The sequence below is a fragment of the Nocardioides phosphati genome (assembly GCF_014646375.1).
Lineage (GTDB): Bacteria > Actinomycetota > Actinomycetes > Propionibacteriales > Nocardioidaceae > Nocardioides > Nocardioides phosphati.
The window spans coordinates 585,666-601,921 of record NZ_BMNI01000001.1 but is presented as its reverse complement, the minus strand read 5'-3'; the positions used below and the strand labels follow the sequence as shown (position 1 = coordinate 601,921).

Annotated in this window: 16 protein-coding genes; 3 read left to right on the top strand and 13 right to left on the bottom strand. The window is 70.8% G+C overall.

Going from position 1 to position 16,256, the window contains the following annotated elements; translation table 11 throughout:
- Position 1: 1 nt before the first annotated feature.
- From IEX47_RS03030 to IEX47_RS03020, 3 genes are read right to left on the bottom strand one after another with little or no spacing between them, the layout of a single operon-like run.
- Positions 2-1,096 carry an ABC transporter ATP-binding protein gene (locus tag IEX47_RS03030; protein WP_188782485.1) on the bottom strand — a complete coding sequence of 365 codons (1,095 nt, stop codon included), beginning with the start codon at positions 1,094-1,096 and terminating at the stop codon, positions 2-4.
- Positions 1,093-2,775 (bottom strand): ABC transporter permease, encoded by a 1,683-nt coding sequence (locus IEX47_RS03025; RefSeq protein WP_188782484.1) that lies wholly within the window; start codon positions 2,773-2,775, stop codon positions 1,093-1,095. The genes IEX47_RS03030 and IEX47_RS03025 overlap by 4 nt, the downstream gene beginning before the upstream one ends.
- A gap of 5 nt (positions 2,776-2,780) precedes the next feature.
- Entirely contained in the window at positions 2,781-3,818 is a 1,038-nt protein-coding gene (locus IEX47_RS03020) for an extracellular solute-binding protein (protein WP_188782483.1), read from the bottom strand.
- A gap of 70 nt (positions 3,819-3,888) precedes the next feature.
- Between IEX47_RS03020 and IEX47_RS03015 the strand changes: the two genes are divergently transcribed.
- Both IEX47_RS03015 and IEX47_RS03010 read left to right on the top strand, forming a co-directional pair.
- Positions 3,889-4,287, top strand: coding sequence for an FAD synthase family protein (locus IEX47_RS03015; RefSeq protein ID WP_188782482.1), 399 nt, complete (start codon positions 3,889-3,891; stop codon positions 4,285-4,287).
- A 47-nt stretch (positions 4,288-4,334) separates the two neighbouring features.
- Complete coding sequence (locus IEX47_RS03010; RefSeq protein WP_188782481.1) at positions 4,335-5,924, top strand: MXAN_6640 family putative metalloprotease; 1,590 nt, start codon at positions 4,335-4,337, stop codon at positions 5,922-5,924.
- A 3-nt stretch (positions 5,925-5,927) separates the two neighbouring features.
- Here IEX47_RS03010 and IEX47_RS03005 read toward each other — a convergent pair whose 3' ends face one another.
- The 10 genes from IEX47_RS03005 to IEX47_RS02960 form a co-directional block, all read right to left on the bottom strand.
- Positions 5,928-6,311 (bottom strand): hypothetical protein, encoded by a 384-nt coding sequence (locus IEX47_RS03005; RefSeq protein WP_188782480.1) that lies wholly within the window; start codon positions 6,309-6,311, stop codon positions 5,928-5,930.
- 110 nt (positions 6,312-6,421) lie between these two features.
- A complete protein-coding gene (locus tag IEX47_RS03000) occupies positions 6,422-7,693 on the bottom strand; it encodes a choice-of-anchor P family protein (protein ID WP_188782479.1) in 1,272 nt (423 codons plus the stop codon).
- 188 nt (positions 7,694-7,881) lie between these two features.
- Positions 7,882-9,297: a Re/Si-specific NAD(P)(+) transhydrogenase subunit beta gene (pntB, locus tag IEX47_RS02995; RefSeq protein WP_188782478.1), complete on the bottom strand. Its 1,416-nt coding sequence runs from the start codon at positions 9,295-9,297 to the stop codon at positions 7,882-7,884.
- Between the two features lie 2 nt (positions 9,298-9,299).
- A complete protein-coding gene (locus IEX47_RS02990; protein ID WP_188782477.1) occupies positions 9,300-10,829 on the bottom strand; it encodes a Re/Si-specific NAD(P)(+) transhydrogenase subunit alpha in 1,530 nt (509 codons plus the stop codon).
- A gap of 218 nt (positions 10,830-11,047) precedes the next feature.
- Positions 11,048-11,311 (bottom strand): BON domain-containing protein, encoded by a 264-nt coding sequence (locus IEX47_RS02985; protein ID WP_188782476.1) that lies wholly within the window; start codon positions 11,309-11,311, stop codon positions 11,048-11,050.
- A complete protein-coding gene (locus tag IEX47_RS02980) occupies positions 11,308-12,051 on the bottom strand; it encodes a metallophosphoesterase family protein (RefSeq protein WP_188782475.1) in 744 nt (247 codons plus the stop codon). The genes IEX47_RS02985 and IEX47_RS02980 overlap by 4 nt, the downstream gene beginning before the upstream one ends.
- On the bottom strand, positions 12,035-12,643 hold the full coding sequence (locus IEX47_RS02975) for a nucleotidyltransferase family protein (protein ID WP_188782474.1): 609 nt from the start codon (positions 12,641-12,643) through the stop codon (positions 12,035-12,037). Before IEX47_RS02975 ends, IEX47_RS02980 begins: the two co-directional genes overlap by 17 nt.
- A gap of 4 nt (positions 12,644-12,647) precedes the next feature.
- Positions 12,648-13,100 (bottom strand): DUF5709 domain-containing protein, encoded by a 453-nt coding sequence (locus IEX47_RS02970; protein WP_188782473.1) that lies wholly within the window; start codon positions 13,098-13,100, stop codon positions 12,648-12,650.
- Between the two features lie 28 nt (positions 13,101-13,128).
- Complete coding sequence (locus IEX47_RS02965; RefSeq protein ID WP_229662569.1) at positions 13,129-13,731, bottom strand: SRPBCC family protein; 603 nt, start codon at positions 13,729-13,731, stop codon at positions 13,129-13,131.
- Positions 13,732-13,816: 85 nt separating this feature from the next.
- A complete protein-coding gene (locus IEX47_RS02960; protein WP_188782471.1) occupies positions 13,817-14,746 on the bottom strand; it encodes a LysR family transcriptional regulator in 930 nt (309 codons plus the stop codon).
- Positions 14,747-14,822: 76 nt separating this feature from the next.
- On the opposite strand from IEX47_RS02960, the gene IEX47_RS02955 reads away from it, so the two are divergent.
- A complete protein-coding gene (locus IEX47_RS02955; protein WP_188782470.1) occupies positions 14,823-16,160 on the top strand; it encodes an FAD-dependent oxidoreductase in 1,338 nt (445 codons plus the stop codon).
- Positions 16,161-16,256 lie beyond the last annotated feature (96 nt).

Below are 16,256 nucleotides of genomic sequence, written 5' to 3'. Positions count from 1 at the left end.
GTCAGGAGAGCGGGGGCGCTGCGGGAGGCGCCACGACGGCGCGGTCGCCGACCAGGAGCGTGGGCGTGACGCCGGCGACGACGGAGGCCTCGACGGGGGTGCCGACCGGGTAGCGCACCGCGTGCTGCTGCCACGAGCGGAGCGTGCGCCCCGACGCGAGGCGGACCGTGTGGAGCACGAAGGCGCCGTGGTACTCGACCGCGACGACCTCGGGACCTTCGCCCTTGCGACCGACGGCCGGCGACAGCGCGACCTCGTGCGGGCGCAGGACGACCTCGACGTCGACGTCGGCGCGGCCCCAGCCGGGGACCGTGGAGACGACGCCGATCTCGCAGGTGAGCAGGGCACTGTGGACGTGGGCCGGCAGGAAGTCGGCATCTCCCATGAAGGAGGCGACGAAGCGCGACGCGGGCGACTCGAAGACCCGCTGCGGCGTGTCGGCCTGCTCGATGTGACCGGCCTGCATGACGACCACCCGGTCGCCGATCGAGAGCGCCTCGGTCTGGTCGTGGGTGACGAAGACGGCGGTGGTGCCCGTCGCGCGCAGCACGCCGACGAGCTCGGCGCGCACCTGCGCCCGGAGGTTCTCGTCGAGGGAGGAGAACGGCTCGTCGAGCAGGACGACGGCAGGCTTGGGAGCGAGCGCGCGCGCCAGTGCCACGCGCTGCTGCTCACCGCCGGAGAGCTCGTGGGGGTAGCGCTTGGCCTTGTCGGCCAGGCGGACCAGGCCGAGGACCTCGGCGACGCGCGCCTTGCGCTCGGCGCGGGGCAGGTCGATGAGGCCGAAGGCGACGTTGCGCTCGACGCTGAGGTGCGGGAAGAGCGCGTGGTCCTGGAAGACCATGCCGACGCGGCGCTTCTCGGGCTGCACGAAGGTGCCCGGGCCGGCGACGACCTCGCCGGCGACCAGGATCCGGCCGCGGTCGGGCCGCTCCAGCCCGGCCATCAGGCGCAGCGCGGTCGACTTGCCGCAACCCGACGGGCCGATCAGCGTCACCAGCTCGCCACGCTGCACCTCGAGGTCGACGTCGACAGCAGCCGGGATCGAGCCGTAGCTCTTGCCGACTCCCTCGAAGACGAGTGCAGGGCTGCTCATCGCTCCTCCTCGAGACGTCGTCGGGCAGCGCGATCGGCCGACCACACCTGGCGGAACAGCAGGAACACCGGGATCACCGCCAGCGCGACGATGATCAGCGCCGGCAGGGCCGCGAGGTTCCAGAGGTTCTCCGTCGCGAGAGAGTAGACCCACACCGAGACGGTGGTGAAGTCGACCGGCCGCAGCATCAGCACGAGCGGCAGCTCCTTGATCGCGTCGATCGTGACCAGCACCGTCGCGACCGCGATGCCGGGCCGGACGAGCGGCGCGTGCACGGTGCGCAGCACGCGGAGCGGGCGCGCACCGAGCGAGAGCGCCCCCTGGGTGATGGACGTCGAGAGCTTGGCGTACGACGCGTCGACGGCCTGGTACGCCGGCCCGAGGAAGCGGACGGCGTAGGCGAAGAGGATCGCGGGCACCGAGCCCGTCGCCAGCAGCCCGAGGCCACCCGGCACGCCGAGCCCCTCGACCCCGTCGTTGAGCGCGCGCAGGACCAGCAGTGTGCCGATGCCCACCACCGCCCCCGGCACGGCGTAGCCGAACGTCGTCAGCTGGGCCGCGGCCCGCACGACCCGGCCGCCGCCCAGGCGCAGCGCGTGGCCGATCAGCAGGGCGAGCACCACGCAGGTGACCGCCGCGAGCACGGCCACGACGAGGGAGTTGGTGAGAGCCTCACCGAAGTCGGCGCTGAGAACGCCCTCGGAGGTCTTGTGCGTCGGCTGGACCGCCCAGCCGACCAGGCGCCCGACCGGCACGAAGACCGCGACGGCGAGGGCCGCGACGCAGACCAGGGTGGCGAGCAGGCCGGTCACCCGGCCCAGCGGCACCGGCTGCAGGCCCGTGCCGCGGCCACCCTTCTGGGTGAAGTGGGCCCGGCCGCGCAGCAGCCGCTCCCCCACCATCACCGCAGCGGCGAAGAGCATCACCATCGAGGCGAGCTGCGTGGCCGAGGCGAAGTTCCACTTGCCCTTCCACACGACGTACGCGCCGTAGGAGACGGTCTGGACGTTGAAGTACTGCACCGTCGCGAAGTCGGTCAGCACCTCCATCATCACCAGCGCCAGGCCCGCGGCGAGCGACGGTCGCGCCAGCGGCAGCAGCACCGCGAAGAAGGCCCGGCGGCGGCTCGCGCCGAGCGTGCGCGCCGCGTCGTACGTCGCGCGGCCCTGCTCGGCGAAGGCGGCGCGCGCCATCAGGTAGACGTACGGGTAGAGCGTCAGCGACATGACGACGGCGCAGCCTGCCAGCGAGGCGATCGAGAACTGCACGTCGAGGCCGACGCCGCGCAGCCACTGCTGCACCGGCCCCGCCGCGTCGAAGGTCGAGAGGAAGACGAAGCCCAGGATGTACGCCGGCATGGCGAGCGGCAGCACGAGCAGCCAGACCAGCACGTTGCGCAGCGGGAAGGTGTACGCCGTCACCAGCCACGCCAGTCCCACCCCGAGGACGAGGGAGCCGAGGCCGACCGACGTCATGAGCACGAGGGTGGTGGTCACCATCTGCGGCAGGTGCGCCGGCAGTCCGTCGGGTCGCTGGGTGCCTACCTCGAGGAGGATCGCGACGACCGGCGCCGCGACGAGGAGCGCGACCATCACCACGAGCGCCGACCACCGCAGCCGGCCGCGTGCGTTGACGCGGCGGACCCGGAGGACGGGGGTCGGGACGAGGGTCTGCGCCATCGGGGTCAGCGACCGTAGCCGACGGCGTCGAGGATCTCGACGGCCTTCTGCTCCTGCTGGCCCAGCTCGTCGGCCTGCAGCGGCGCGGGCTTGAACGTGCCCCACTGCGCGGCCTCGGCATCGGGCTTGACGGCCGGGTTGACCGGGAACTCGTGGTTGCCCGAGGCCATCGCGGCCTGGCCGCTGCGGGCCGCGAGCCACTCGAGCAGCTTCTCGGCGTCGGCCTTGTTGTCGCTCGTCTTCACGACACCGGCGCCCGAGATGTTGACCATCGTGCCGGCGCCCTTCTGCGAGGCCCAGTAGAGCTTCACGTCGAGGTGCGGGCTGTCCTCGAGCTCGCCGGCGACGTAGTAGTGGTTGACCAGCGCGACGTCACAGGTGCCCGCGTCGACAGCGTCGATCAGCAGCTTGTCGTTGGCCATGATCTGCGGCTTGTTGGCGACCCAGCCCTTGACGATCTGCGTGGCCTTCGCCTCGCCGTACAGGTTGATCAGGTGGGCGACGAGCGCGACCTGGTAGGCCTCGCTCTCGTCGCGCATGCAGAGCTTGCCCTTCCACTTCGGGTCGGCGAGCCCGGCGTAGGTGTCCTTGGCGTCGAACTCCGACGGCTTCACCTTGTCGGGGTCGTAGAGGACCGTGCGGGCGCGGGAGACGAGGCCGAACCAACGGTTCTCCTTGTCGCGGTACTCCGCGGGGATCTCGGCGTCGAGCTTCGCGTTGTCGACGGGCGCGAGCAGGCCCTCGCGCGCGGCCTCGTAGAGGTTGCCCGCGTCGACCGTCACGAAGAGGTCGGCCGGGGAGCTCTTGCCCTCCGCCTTGATCCGCTGCAGCAGCTCGGAGTTCTCGCCGCCCAGGAAGGAGACGGTGATGCCGGTCTCCTTCGTGAACTGCTTGAAGACCGCCTCGCTGCCGTAGTGACGGGCCGAGTAGACCTGCAGGTCCGCCGGCTTCTTGCCGAGGCCGAGGAAGGAGCAGCCCGACGTGACGGAGGCCAGCACGAGGCCGGTCGCGACCAGGGCGACGGAGCGGTGTGTACGACGCATGGCGCCATCCTAAGGTGAGCCTCACCTATATTCGACGTGGACTACGTCACGGACATGCGAGAATCCCGCCATGGCCCGCACCGTGATCACCTTCGGCACCTTCGACGTCTTCCACGTCGGCCACCTCCGCGTCATCGAGCGGGCGGCCGCTCTGGGTGACCGCCTCGTGGTCGGTGTCTCGGCCGACGCGCTCAACATGCGCAAGAAGGACCGCCTCCCGGTCTTCTCCGAGGGCGAGCGCCTGGCCATCGTAGGCGCCCTGAAGCCCGTCGACGAGGTCTTCGTCGAGGAGAGCCTCGAGCTCAAGCGCGAGTACATCCTGAAGTTCGGCGCCGACGTGCTCGTCATGGGCGACGACTGGGAGGGTCGCTTCGACGAGTTCAAGGACATCTGCGAGGTCGTCTACCTCCCGCGCACGCCGGCGATCTCGACCACCGCGCTGATCGAGAAGATCTCCGGCGGCTCCTGACGCGTAGGCTGGACCCGCCGTTGCCGCCTTCACGTCTCGGGTCCTCCATGCTGCTGAACCGCCGCTTCGTCCCCGCCCTCGTCGGCGCGGTCCTGCCGCTCGCCCTCGCACCCGGGCTCGTCCTGCCTGCCCGTGCGGCCGGCGACCCCTCCGCTCCCCCGGCTGACTCCTCGCCGCGGGCCCTGCGGGTGCTCGCCCAGGCCGAGGCCACGCTGCAGCAGGCGCTCCCCAGCTCCCTGCGCGGCTCCGGTGGCGCCCGCACGGAGGCCCACGACGCCACGCTCGCCCTCCTCGCGCTGCGGCACGCGCTCCCGCAGCTCGACCGGCGCGACCGGACCCGGGCGCGGGCGCTCTTCGCCCGCCCGGACGGCACCAACGGCACCCGCTACGACCTCAGCTCGACCCGCTGGACGACGACCGACACAGCGGCGGCGAAGTCCACGTGCGACGACCCGACGACGTACGGCGTGCACCCGTTCTGCGTGCACTGGGTCCCGGAGGGCACGACCACCGGCGGCCTGCTCCCCAGCCCGAGCCGCCAGGTCGCGACGGACGATGCCGTGGCGGAGACCGTCCGCGCGATGTCGCACGTGTGGTCCACCGAGATCGGCACGCTGGGCTACCGAGCGCCCCGCGGCGACGGCGCCACCGGCAGCGAGCAGGTGCCGACCGCCGACAAGCTCGACGTCTACCTCGCCGACAGTGGGGCGTCCCGCGGCGGCGCCGTCTACGGCTACGCGGTGCCGGAGGCCTTCACGGGCCAGACCTCGCCCGGCTACCTCGTGCTCGACAACGACTTCTCCTCCGCGCAGTTCGGCACCGCGACCACACCGGATGCTGCGCGCGACGTGACCGCGGCCCACGAGTTCTTCCACCTCGTCCAGTTCGCCTACGACACCGGCGAGAGCAGCTGGCTGATGGAGTCGACCGCGACCTGGATGGAGGAGCGTGCCTACTCCGCGGTCAACGACAACCGCCAGTACATCGCCTCCAGCTCCCTGCACTGGCCGGGCCAGCCCGTCGACACGTTCGTCGCGGGCGACGTCCCGCAGTACGGCACGTGGGTCTTCCACGAGCTGCTGAGCGAGCACCTCGGCAACGCCGTGATCCGCCGGGTGTGGGGCAGGGCGGCCGCGGTGCCCGGCAACAACGCCCGCTCGGCGCTCAGCTCCGCCCTCCGCAGCGAGGGCTCGTCGCTGCTCGCGGAGTTCCGCAGGTTCTCCGGTGGCTCGATCGCGCCCGCGCGCTTCTGGCACGAAGGCGGTGCGTGGCCGCGCGCGGTGATCTCCCGGACGTGGACGCTCAGCCGGGCATCCCGCTCCACCGGCCTCCACGCGACGACGCTCGACCACCTCGCCAGCGTCGACGTGGTGATGCAGCCGAAGTCGACCCTCACCGCCGACTGGAAGCTCCGGATCCACATCGACGGCCCCTCGAGCGGCGGCACGGCGTACATCCTGGTCTTCTTCCGCGACGGCAGCGCGCGCAAGCTGCCGCTCGGCCTCGACGGCTCGGGCAACCGCACCTACAGCGTGCCGTTCTCCGCGTCGAAGGTCTCGCGCGTGGCGCTGGCGCTGGGCAACGCCTCGGCCACCGACGGCCGTACGACGGCGTTCCGCGCGACCATCTGGCGCTGACGGCTACGTGTCGGCGCCCGGCGTCTCGCGGGCGACGAGGCCGAAGAGCGGCGCCGTGAGGTTCTCCAGCGACTGGACCACCGCCGCGTGGCGGTGCGCCAGCGACTCGACGAGCACGGCCAGGTCGGCCTGCACCGTGGCGAGGCTCGCCATGGTGTCGGCGATCTCGCGCTGACGGGTCACGAAGTCCTGCAGCGGCTGGACGCTCGCCGAGGCGAGGTCGCCGACGGCGTTGACCAGGGCGGCGACCTGACGGACCGCCTCGTCGGGCTGCGCGGCCGTGCGGCCCACGGTCACGAGCGCGTCGAACGCCCCGGTGGTGGCGTCGAGCGCCAGCTTCTGCGACTTCGAGAGGAGCGCGAACGGGTCGAGCGGGTGGTCAGCCATGGCCCGAGGCTAGACCGATCCGGACGCCACCGGGAGGAAATGGGGCGCCGGAAATGGCGACGGCCCCCGGGAGGAGCTCCCGGGGGCCGTCGACCAGCTGCGCAGCTGGATCAGCTGATGCTGCGGATGTGACTGGTGGCGAAGCCGACCTCGGCCACCGCACCGACCGGAAGACCGGCCTGAGCGGTCGTGAGGACGACCTTGATGCCGCGGACGGCCGCCTGGCAGCCGTTCTTGTACTGCCCGTTGATGGTCACCGTGGCGATGCCCGCAACGTCGATCACCGTGTTGGGCGAGACCGTCACCGGGATGACCTTGCCGCCGACGGACAGGTTGACGACGCTGAACGACACGCTCGAGGAGCAGACGCCGTCGACACGGCGGCTGTGGGTGGCCACCTTCAGCGCGTCGAGCTTGACCAGGCCGTTGAGGAGGTTGACCCCCGCGACCTCGTTGGTGTTGACGATGTCGCCGTTCTGGTTGTACGTGCCGAAGCGCGTCGACGTCGACGTGGACTTGACGGCGCCCACGGTGAGCACGGCCGGCAGGTCGACGCCCGCGGTCGTGTTGGTGAGCGTCGCGCCGTCACTGCCGTCGAGCGGCGTGGTGAGGCGCGCCGTCGCCGGCGACTCGACCTCGGCGGTGTCGGAGACCTGCGCCTTGATCCGGGTGCCGTACATCTCGCCGGTCAGCAGCGCGCCGTCGGACGGCGGAGCCGGGGCGAAGGTCTGGAACTCCGGGTTGATGCTGATCGTCGCACCCGCCGGCAGGTTGCCCTGCGCGGTGAGCAGCTCGACCGCGATCGCCCAGCCGATGTTCGTGCGCTGGCCCTTCGACTCGCCGGTGGCGAAGTAGTTGAGCGAGACGCGCGCGACACCGGGCACCGAGACCACGTAGTTCTTCGGCAGGTTGAGCGGCAGGGTGACGCCAGCGATCCGCAGGTTGACGAAGTTCGTCGAGCCCGTGGCGGTCGAGGTGCCGTCCGGCTTGAGCAGCGTGTCGATCGTCGAGGTGATCGCGTCGGCGCGGATCAGGCCGTTGAGGACGTTGACGCCCGCGGTCTGGGCCGTCGTCAGGACGCGCGTGCCACCGGTGACGGCACTGGCGGCGTTGGAGGTCGAGACGGCACCCGTGCTCACGACACCGCTGACGTTGACGGTCGCGACGGAGTTCTTGTTCGACGCCGGCACGGCGGTGCCGGTGATGCCCGACTTGGACGTCATGTCGCTCGTGACGAGGCCACTGGCGAGCTTGACGTAGGTGCCGCCGGAGGCGGCGCTGTAGAGCCACGTCGTGGTGGTCGCGAAGGCGGGGGCGGTGACCCCGGCCAGGGCGAGCAGCAGCACGAGCGGCAGCAGGAGAATTCGAAGCGTTCTGGCCATGGGCCCCATCCCAGCGTGAAAGAAAAACGGAAAGCACCTATTGCCACATGCAAAGGTCGTCCCATCGTACCCCCGCAAGCGGCTGCCAAACCCCTGAACACCACCCCTGTGACGCACATGGCAAACGCCCCGGGCCAAGGCCCGGGGCGTTGCTGCCGAAGTGCCGCCGCGCAGTGCAGCGGCCTCGCTCACAGGTGGCGGAGGATGTCCTCGACCCGGTCCTTGGCGTCACCGAAGAGCATCGCCGAGTTGTCGCGGAAGAAGAGCGGGTTCTGCACACCGGCGTAGCCCGAGGCCATGGAGCGCTTGAAGACGATGACGTCCTTGGCGTTCCAGACCTCGAGGACGGGCATCCCCGCGATCGGGGACGAGGGGTCCTCGGACGCGGCCGGGTTGACCGTGTCGTTGGCACCGATGACGAGCACGACGTCGGTCTCCGGGAAGTCCTCGTTGATCTCGTCCATCTCGAGCACCACGTCGTACGGCACCTTGGCCTCGGCCAGGAGCACGTTCATGTGGCCCGGGAGACGGCCGGCGACCGGGTGGATGCCGAACCGGACGTTGATCCCCCGCTCGCGCAGCTGCGAGGTGAGCGAGGCGACGGGGTACTGCGCCTGGGCGACGGCCATGCCGTAGCCCGGCGTGATCACCACGGACGAGGCGTTCTTGAGCAGCTCGGCGACGCCCTCGGCGTCGATCTCGCGGTGGTCGCCGTAGTCGACGTCGGCGGACGGCCCGGCCTCGATGCCGAAGCCGCCGGCGATGACGGAGATGAACGAGCGGTTCATCGCCTTGCACATGATGTACGACAGGTACGCACCGGAGGAGCCGACGAGGGCACCGGTGACGATGAGCAGGTCGTTGTTGAGCAGGAAGCCCGACGCCGCCGCGGCCCAGCCGGAGTACGAGTTGAGCATCGAGACCACGACCGGCATGTCGCCGCCGCCGATGGAGGCGACGAGGTGCCAGCCGAGCAGCAGCGCGAGGACGGTCAGGGCGCCCAGGATGATCGTCTGCGTGTCGTGGTCCTCGACGGTGACGTAGACCGCGGTGAGCACGGCGAAGAGCACCAGCGAGCCGAGGTTGATGAAGTTCTTGCCCGGCAGCATCAGCGGGGCGGACTTCATCCGCGCCGACAGCTTGAGGTTGGCGACGATCGAGCCGGTGAAGGTGACCGCACCGATGAAGATGCCGATCGCGACCTCGGCCTCGTGGATGTTGACCAGGCTGTTGAGCGACTCGTGCGAGCCGAGGACGTGGCCGTTCCAGCCGATCGCGACGGCAGCGAGGCCGACGAACGAGTGCAGCAGCGCGATGAGCTCGGGCATGCCGGTCATCTCGACGATCCGGGCGCGCCACAGGCCGATCAGGGCGCCGATGACCACGCCACCGAGCATGAGCCCGATGGAGAGTCCGCGGCCGTCGACGTAGTCGCTCGCGTCGATCACGGCGACGATGGTCGCGACGAGCGCGACCGCCATGCCGACCATGCCGTAGGTGAGGCCGTTCTTGGCGGACTCGTGCTTCGACAGGCCCGCGAGCGAGAGGATGAAGAGCAGCGCGGCGACGACGTACGCCGCCTCGGTGATCGTGGTGATATCCATCGTCAGTTCCCCTTGCTGAACATCAGGAGCATGCGACGCGTGACCGCGAAGCCGCCGAAGACGTTGATCGACGCGAGCAGGATCGCGATGGCCGACAGGACGGTCACGGTCGTGTCGCCCGAGGCCACCGTCAGCAGCGCGCCGACGACGACGACGCCGGAGATGGCGTTGGTGACCGACATCAGCGGCGTGTGGAGCGCGTGGGCGACCTTGCCGATGACGTAGTAGCCGATGACGATCGAGAGCATCAGCACCGTGAAGTGCCGGCGCAGCTCGTCGGTCGGGGCGAGCGCGTTGAGCAGCCAGAAGAGCGCGATGGCACCCAGCACCAGGCCGACCTTGCGGCCGGCGGCCATCGGGGCCTTCGCCTCCTTCTTCTCGGCCGGGGCAGCAGCCGGAGCCGCGGCGGGGGCAGCCGAGACGGCGACCTCCGGCGGCGGCCAGGTGAGCTCGCCCTCGCGGACGACGGTGATGCCGCGCTGGACGACGTCCTCGAAGTCGAGGACGAGCTGGCCGTCCTTGCCCGGCGTCATCAGCTTCATCAGGTTGACCAGGTTCTGGCCGTAGAGCTGCGAGGCCTGGGCGGGCAGGCGGCCCGCGAGGTCGGTGTAGCCGATGATCGTCACGCCGTTGTCGGTGAGGATCTTCTCGCCCTTGACCGTGCCCTCGACGTTGCCGCCGTTCTGGGCGGCCATGTCGACGATGACCGAGCCGGGCTTCATCGAGGCGACCATCTCGGCGGTGATGATGCGGGGCGCGGGGCGGCCCGGGATCAGCGCGGTCGTGATGATGATGTCGACGTCCTCGGCCTGCTGCGCGTAGAGGGCAGCCTCCTTGGCCTTGTAGTCGTCACCCATCTCCTTGGCGTAGCCCGTGGTGGAGACCTCGGTGTCGTCGGAGACGGAGAGGTACTCACCACCGAGGGACTTCACCTGGTCGGCGACCTCGGGGCGCGGGTCCGTCGCGCGCACGATCGCGCCGAGCGAGCCGGCAGCACCGATCGCGGCAAGGCCGGCGACGCCGGCGCCCACCACGAGGACCTTCGCCGGCGGGACCTTGCCCGCGGCGGTGACCTGGCCGGTGAAGAAGCGGCCGAAGGCGTGGGAGGCCTCCACGACGGCGCGGTAGCCGGCGATGTTGGCCATCGAGGAGAGCACGTCGAGGGACTGGGCACGCGAGATGCGCGGCACCGTCTCCATCGCCAGCGCCGTGATCGGCCGCGCGGCGAGGTCCGCCACGAGGTCCGCGTCGAGCCGGGCGTTGAGAATGGCGACCAGCGTCGCGCCGGCCTTCAGGCCGTCACGCTGCTCCTGGGTCGGGGCGTTGACGCCGAAGACGATGTCGCCGGTCAGCGGGTCGCCGATCGACGCCCCCGCCTCGACGTACGCCTCGTCGGCGAAGCTCGACAGCTCCCCCGCGCCGGACTCGACCACGACGTCGTAGCCGAGCTTCAGGAGCTGTGCCACGGTGGCGGGAGTCGCGGCAACGCGCGTCTCACCCGCCTGGGCCTCCTTGAGAACTCCGATGATCATGCGATCTCCGTTTCGCTGTGGATGCGGGCCCGAGGAGCAACACTGCTCCGGGCCCGTAGCGGGCCTGATCCTAACGACCGCACAGCCTCACCGGCAGGGTTGCCGAGTGCTGGGATCGCGTGGGGCCTGTCACAGGTTTTGCACGTCGAAAGACGCTCTTCTGCAGGTCAGAGCGGTGCCGCGCACGGAAGCGGCGTGACACCGCGGGACCCCACCGCTCAGTGCTCGGGCGGGATGATCCGCTCGTGACCGGACGGCGGCGGCGCGTCCGGCGAGGCCAGCGTCAGCTGGTCGGAGACGGGCAGGCCGGGGTCGGCCTCGCAGATGACGGCGAGCACCGCCTGGCGGCGTTCCTCGCTGGCGACCTCCCCGGAGGCGACGATGCGGCCGCCGGCCACGACGATCCGGACACCCATCTCATGGGTCCGCTCGTCGTCGATGAGCGCGCGCTCCAGACGGCGCGCGAGCTGGACGTCGTTCATGGCGTGCCTCCGGGGACCACGTCGTACACCCGGTACGCCGTGCGGATGACGGGCTGGGCGACGTTGCGGACGGGCACCCCGCCGGGGGTGATACCCTTCTCGACGCCAGCGTGCGCGTGTCCGTGGATCGCCAGGTCGGCGCCGGCCTCGTCGATCGCGTCGCCGAGCAGATAATTGCCCAGGAAGGCCCAGATCTCGGGCGGCTCGCCACTGAGGGTGTCGACCACCGGGGAGAAGTGGGTCAGCCCGACCCGCACGGGCGCGTCGAGCCCCTGGAACGCCTTGCGGAGCAGCTCGGCGCTGTGCTGGCCGTGGCCGGTGAACGCCTTCATCTCCGGCTCGCCGAAGTACGACGCCCGGCGGCCGCTGAAGCCGAGGCAGAAGCCCTTCGCGCCGGCGACACCCACGTCACCGGCCGGGGTGGGCACGACGACGCCCTCCCCCTCGAGCACCGTGATGCCCGCGTCGCTGAGGACCTTGCGGATCTTGAGCTCCAGGTCGGCGTGGTAGTCGTGGTTGCCCAGGACGGTGATCACGGGGACACCGAGGTCGGAGAACTCCTCGGCGAAGACCTCGGCCTCCTCCACGAGCCCGTGCTGGGTCAGGTCGCCCGCGACGAGCAGCAGGTCCGCCTCCTCGGGCAGGGCGGCCAGGGCGGGGCGGTAGCGGCCGCGGATGTCGGGGCCCATGTGGACGTCGCCGACCGCCGCGATCCGGACCGGGTCAGGCGATGCGCTCATGGGTTCCTCCGTCGATGCTGCCGGTGACCCCGGCCCGCGGCGAGCGGCGGTCCGTCACGTCGAGTGACTCCAGCAGCTGCAGGAACGCCGCGGCGAACGGGTTGTGCTGCGTGCGCTCCCGCACGACCTCCCAGTCGACCTGCTCACGCAGGGCGCGGGCGAAGCCGAGCACCGGCCCGAAGTCGCAGGAGTGCTCGGTGAAGGCGAGCATCCGGCACATCAGCAGGTCGGTCGCGCACATGACCGGCATCCGCACGGAGTCGACGCTCCGCTCGTGGCAGCGGTCGAGCAGCGCCGCGTCGACGTCGCCGATCGGGAGCCGGTGGATCAGGTCGACGACGATGTCGTCGAGGGAGACCTTCATCAGCCAGTCCTCGGAGTTGGGGTGCGGGTCGTGGCCGGCGGCGTGGAGCGCCTGGACGGCGTCGTCGATCCGCGACGGCGGGATCACGAAGTCCACGTCGTGCGTGCTCTCCGGGCCACCGCGCGACCACACGGCGTACCCACCGGCGAGGGCGAAGGGGATGCCCGCGCGCTTCAGCGTGGTCGCCACCGACTTGAGCAGCTCGCGCTGCGACTGGAAGTCCCTCATCTGCTCAGTCCGGCGGCTCGGACGCCGGGCTTCCCTCCTCCGTCGTGGTGTCGCTGACGACGTGCATCGCGGCCTCCTCGGCGCTCGCGGCGCCACCGTCGATGCCGACGTCGCGCGCGACCTCGTCCTTCTCGGTGTCGTCGCCGAGGCCCTCGTCAGGAGCGACGAGGCGGCCGGACCGCTCGTCGCCGACCGACCCGGCGGGGGCGGGATCGACTTCGGGTTCGTCGTCGACCTCGTCCTCCGCCAGGCCGTAGGCCACGTGGGAGGCGGGGTCGTCCTCCTCGCGCGCAACGCGCTGGTCGAGGGTCTCCCCCGTCTCCTCCTCGTACGGCGTGGTGCCGAACTCCTCCACGCCTCGCGGCTTCTCGGGCGGTGAGATCCCCTCGTCGAGGACGTCGTCGACGCCCCGGTCGACGAGGGTCTCGTCGGGCTGCAGCTGTCCTGAATCACTCATGGACGGCCGGTACCCGACCAGCCGGTGGTCACACGGGCGGCATCGTGCCGTCGTCGAGACCGCGGCCGCTCATGTCCTCGAAGCCGGCGTTGCCGGGCGAGCCGGGACCGGTGGTGCCGGTCATGCCGGTGGTGCCGGTCGTGCCGGTCGTGCCCATGCTGCCGAGGCCACCGCGGTCGACGTCACCGGGCTTCACCTCGCCGCGCCAGCCACCGGTCGCGCTGCCGGCGTGCTCGATGAAGTCCTTGAAGCGGTCGAGGTCACCACCGACGCGGCTCTGGACGATGTGGAGCATGTCGCCGGCCTTCTCCGCGAAGCCCTCGGGCTCGAAGTCCATGCGCAGGGTCACCCGCGTGCACTTCCCGCCCTCGACCGGCGCGAACGACACAGTGCCGTCGTTCTTCGCACCGCCCGTGGCGCGCCAGGTGATCCGCTCGTCAGGCGTCTGGTCGACGATCTCGGCGTCCCACTCGCGCTCGACGCCGGCGATCTGCGCCTTCCAGTGCAGGTGGGTGTCATCGAGCTGACGGACCTCCTCGACTCCCTCCATGAACTTGGGGAAGGACTCGAACTGCGTCCACTGGTCATAGACCTCGTGGACGGGAACGTCGACCGTCACACTCTTCTCCATGGTCGTCATGGTGATGTTCTCCTCTCTGTGGGCGTGAACCTGCGACGTACCCACTCACCCGGAGATCAGTCGGACCGGGCGCGGCTCAGCCGGCGCCGCCCCGGGCAGCCGCCCAGTTGACGAGGTCGCGGGCCGGGCCGGGCGGCGGCTCGTGGTCGCCCACCCAGACCGCGTGCATCGGGCGGGTCAGGTCGACGTCAGTGACCTTGATGGCGACCAGGCGGCCGGACGCGAGGTCGTCGCGCACGGCGTACCGGCTGAGGGCGGCGGGACCGGCGCCGGCGGCGACGGCGGAGCGCACCGCCGCCGTGCTGGCCATCTCGAACGCCGGGGGCACGGTGCGCAGGTCGCCGAGAGCGCGCTCGAGCACGACGCGTGTGCCCGACCCCGCCTCACGGGAGACGAGTCGGGTGCCGGCGAGCATGGCGGCACTGATCGTGCGGTCGGGACGCTGCGCCCACGGGTGGCGCGCGGCGACCACCACGACCAGCTCATCGACCGCGACCAGGCGGCGCTGCAGCCCCTCGGGCGCCTCCGGACCCTCCACGAAGCCGAGCGCGACCTCGCCGGAGCGCACGAGGGTCGCGACCCGCTCGCTGTTGGCGGCGGTCATCGTGAACTGCGTCGGCGGGATGCCGGCACGCGCCTGCTGGGTGCGGACGGCGACCAGCCAGCCGGGCAGGAGGTACTCGGCGATGGTGAGGCTGGCGGCCACCTCGAGGTGGCCGCGACGGTCCGAGCGCAGCGCGGCGATGCCTGCGTCGAGCTGCTCGGCGGCGTCGAGGATCCGGCTCGACCACTGCACGACGAGCTCACCGGTCTGGGTCAGGTGTGATCCTCGTCGCGTCCGGGCGAGCAGCGGCGCCCCCACCATCGCCTCCATCGTGCGCAGCCGCGAGGAAGCCGCCTGCTGGGAAATGCCCAGTTCAGAGGCGGCGGACGACAGCGAACCGGCGCGTGCGACAACCACGAGGAGCTCGAGGGCACGCAGGTCGGGCACATGGGGGCTCAGCACTCCCACAACCTATCCTTGTGACCACACAACCACAACCTCGTTCTGTGGATCTTGCTTCTCCTCCACAATTGGGGACATGACTCTTCGTGTTGCAGTCGTCGGTGGCGGCCCGGCCGGCATCTACGCCGCTGACATCCTCACCAAGTCCGACGTCGACGTCGCCGTCGACATCATCGAGCGCCTCCCCGCGCCGTTCGGCCTCGTGCGCTACGGCGTCGCGCCGGACCACCCGCGCATCAAGGAGATCATCAAGGCGCTCGACCGGGTCCTCGACAAGCCCGAGATCCGCTTCCTCGGCAACGTGACCTTCGGTGTCGACGTGAAGCTCGAGGAGCTGCAGGAGTTCTACGACGCGGTCATCTTCTCGACCGGTGCGAAGTCCGACCGCGACCTCGGCATCCCCGGCGAGGAGCACTCGATCGGCGCCGCCGACTTCGTCTCCTGGTACGACGCGCACCCGGACGACGCCCCCACCTGGGACTTCGAGGGCGCCACCTCCGTCGCCGTCCTCGGCGTCGGCAACGTGGCGCTCGACGTCGCCCGCGTGCTGGCCAAGACCGCCGACGAGATGCTCGTGACCGACATCCCGGCCCAGGTCTACGAGGGCCTCAAGGCCAAGCAGGTCACCGACGTGCACGTCTTCGCCCGCCGCGGTCCGGCGTACGCGAAGTTCTCGCCGCTCGAGCTGCGCGAGCTCAACCACTCGCCCAACGTCGAGGTGATCGTCCACCCCGAGGGCTTCGACGTCGACGAGCACGGCATGGAGCACATCGGCAAGCACAAGTCGCAGAAGATGGTGCTCGACACCCTCGCCAACTGGGTGGGCCGCGACCCGGTCGGCAAGCCGCACCGGATCCACCTGCACTTCTGCGAGTCGCCCGCCGAGATCGTCGCCGACGAGAACGGCAAGGTCACGGCGTTCAGGACCGAGCGCACGCACTCCCCCAACGCCGACGGCAACGTCGAGGGCACGGGCGAGATCACCGAGTGGGAGGTGCAGCAGGTCTACCGCGCGATCGGCTACAAGTCCGACCCGCTCCCCGGCCTCCCGTGGGACGAGCGCAAGGCGGTCATCCCCAACGACGGCGGCAAGGTCCTCGACATGGACGGCAACCACATCCCCGGTCTCTACACGACCGGCTGGATCAAGCGCGGCCCGGTCGGCCTCATCGGCCACACCAAGTCCGACGCCGCCGAGACGGTCGGCCACCTCCTGGAGAACACCACGGCGAGCGCGCCCCAGCGCTCCGACGAGGCCGTCGACGCGTTCTTCGCCGAGCGTGGCGCCAACGTCTTCACCCACGAGCACTGGCTCAAGCTCAACGAGCACGAGATCGCGCTGGGCGAGGCCCAGGAGCGCCTCCGCGTGAAGGTCCCGACGCGCGAGGGCATGCTCGACGCCGGTCAGGGCTGACACTTCTCCTTCGTCGTACGGCGGTCCGGGTCACCCGGGCCGCCGTTCGGCATTGTCAGGCACACGACGACAGGGATACGGCGATCGGTCTAGTCC

Excerpts from the sequence above, each read along its gene's own strand:
- IEX47_RS02970 (WP_188782473.1), bottom strand. The coding sequence starts at position 13,100 with ATGAGTGATTCAGGACAGCTGCAGCCCGACGAGACCCTCGTCGACCGG.
- IEX47_RS03000 (WP_188782479.1), bottom strand. The coding sequence starts at position 7,693 with ATGGCCAGAACGCTTCGAATTCTCCTGCTGCCGCTCGTGCTGCTGCTC.
- IEX47_RS02965 (WP_229662569.1), bottom strand. The coding sequence starts at position 13,731 with ATGGAGAAGAGTGTGACGGTCGACGTTCCCGTCCACGAGGTCTATGAC.
- IEX47_RS02980 (WP_188782475.1), bottom strand. The coding sequence starts at position 12,051 with ATGAGCGCATCGCCTGACCCGGTCCGGATCGCGGCGGTCGGCGACGTC.
- IEX47_RS03005 (WP_188782480.1), bottom strand. The coding sequence starts at position 6,311 with ATGGCTGACCACCCGCTCGACCCGTTCGCGCTCCTCTCGAAGTCGCAG.
- IEX47_RS02985 (WP_188782476.1), bottom strand. The coding sequence starts at position 11,311 with ATGAACGACGTCCAGCTCGCGCGCCGTCTGGAGCGCGCGCTCATCGAC.
- pntB (WP_188782478.1), bottom strand. The coding sequence starts at position 9,297 with ATGGATATCACCACGATCACCGAGGCGGCGTACGTCGTCGCCGCGCTG.
- IEX47_RS03025 (WP_188782484.1), bottom strand. The coding sequence starts at position 2,775 with ATGGCGCAGACCCTCGTCCCGACCCCCGTCCTCCGGGTCCGCCGCGTC.
- IEX47_RS02955 (WP_188782470.1), top strand. The coding sequence starts at position 14,823 with ATGACTCTTCGTGTTGCAGTCGTCGGTGGCGGCCCGGCCGGCATCTAC.
- IEX47_RS03030 (WP_188782485.1), bottom strand. The coding sequence starts at position 1,096 with ATGAGCAGCCCTGCACTCGTCTTCGAGGGAGTCGGCAAGAGCTACGGC.
- IEX47_RS02990 (WP_188782477.1), bottom strand. The coding sequence starts at position 10,829 with ATGATCATCGGAGTTCTCAAGGAGGCCCAGGCGGGTGAGACGCGCGTT.
- IEX47_RS03020 (WP_188782483.1), bottom strand. The coding sequence starts at position 3,818 with ATGCGTCGTACACACCGCTCCGTCGCCCTGGTCGCGACCGGCCTCGTG.
- IEX47_RS03015 (WP_188782482.1), top strand. The coding sequence starts at position 3,889 with ATGGCCCGCACCGTGATCACCTTCGGCACCTTCGACGTCTTCCACGTC.
- IEX47_RS03010 (WP_188782481.1), top strand. The coding sequence starts at position 4,335 with ATGCTGCTGAACCGCCGCTTCGTCCCCGCCCTCGTCGGCGCGGTCCTG.
- IEX47_RS02975 (WP_188782474.1), bottom strand. The coding sequence starts at position 12,643 with ATGAGGGACTTCCAGTCGCAGCGCGAGCTGCTCAAGTCGGTGGCGACC.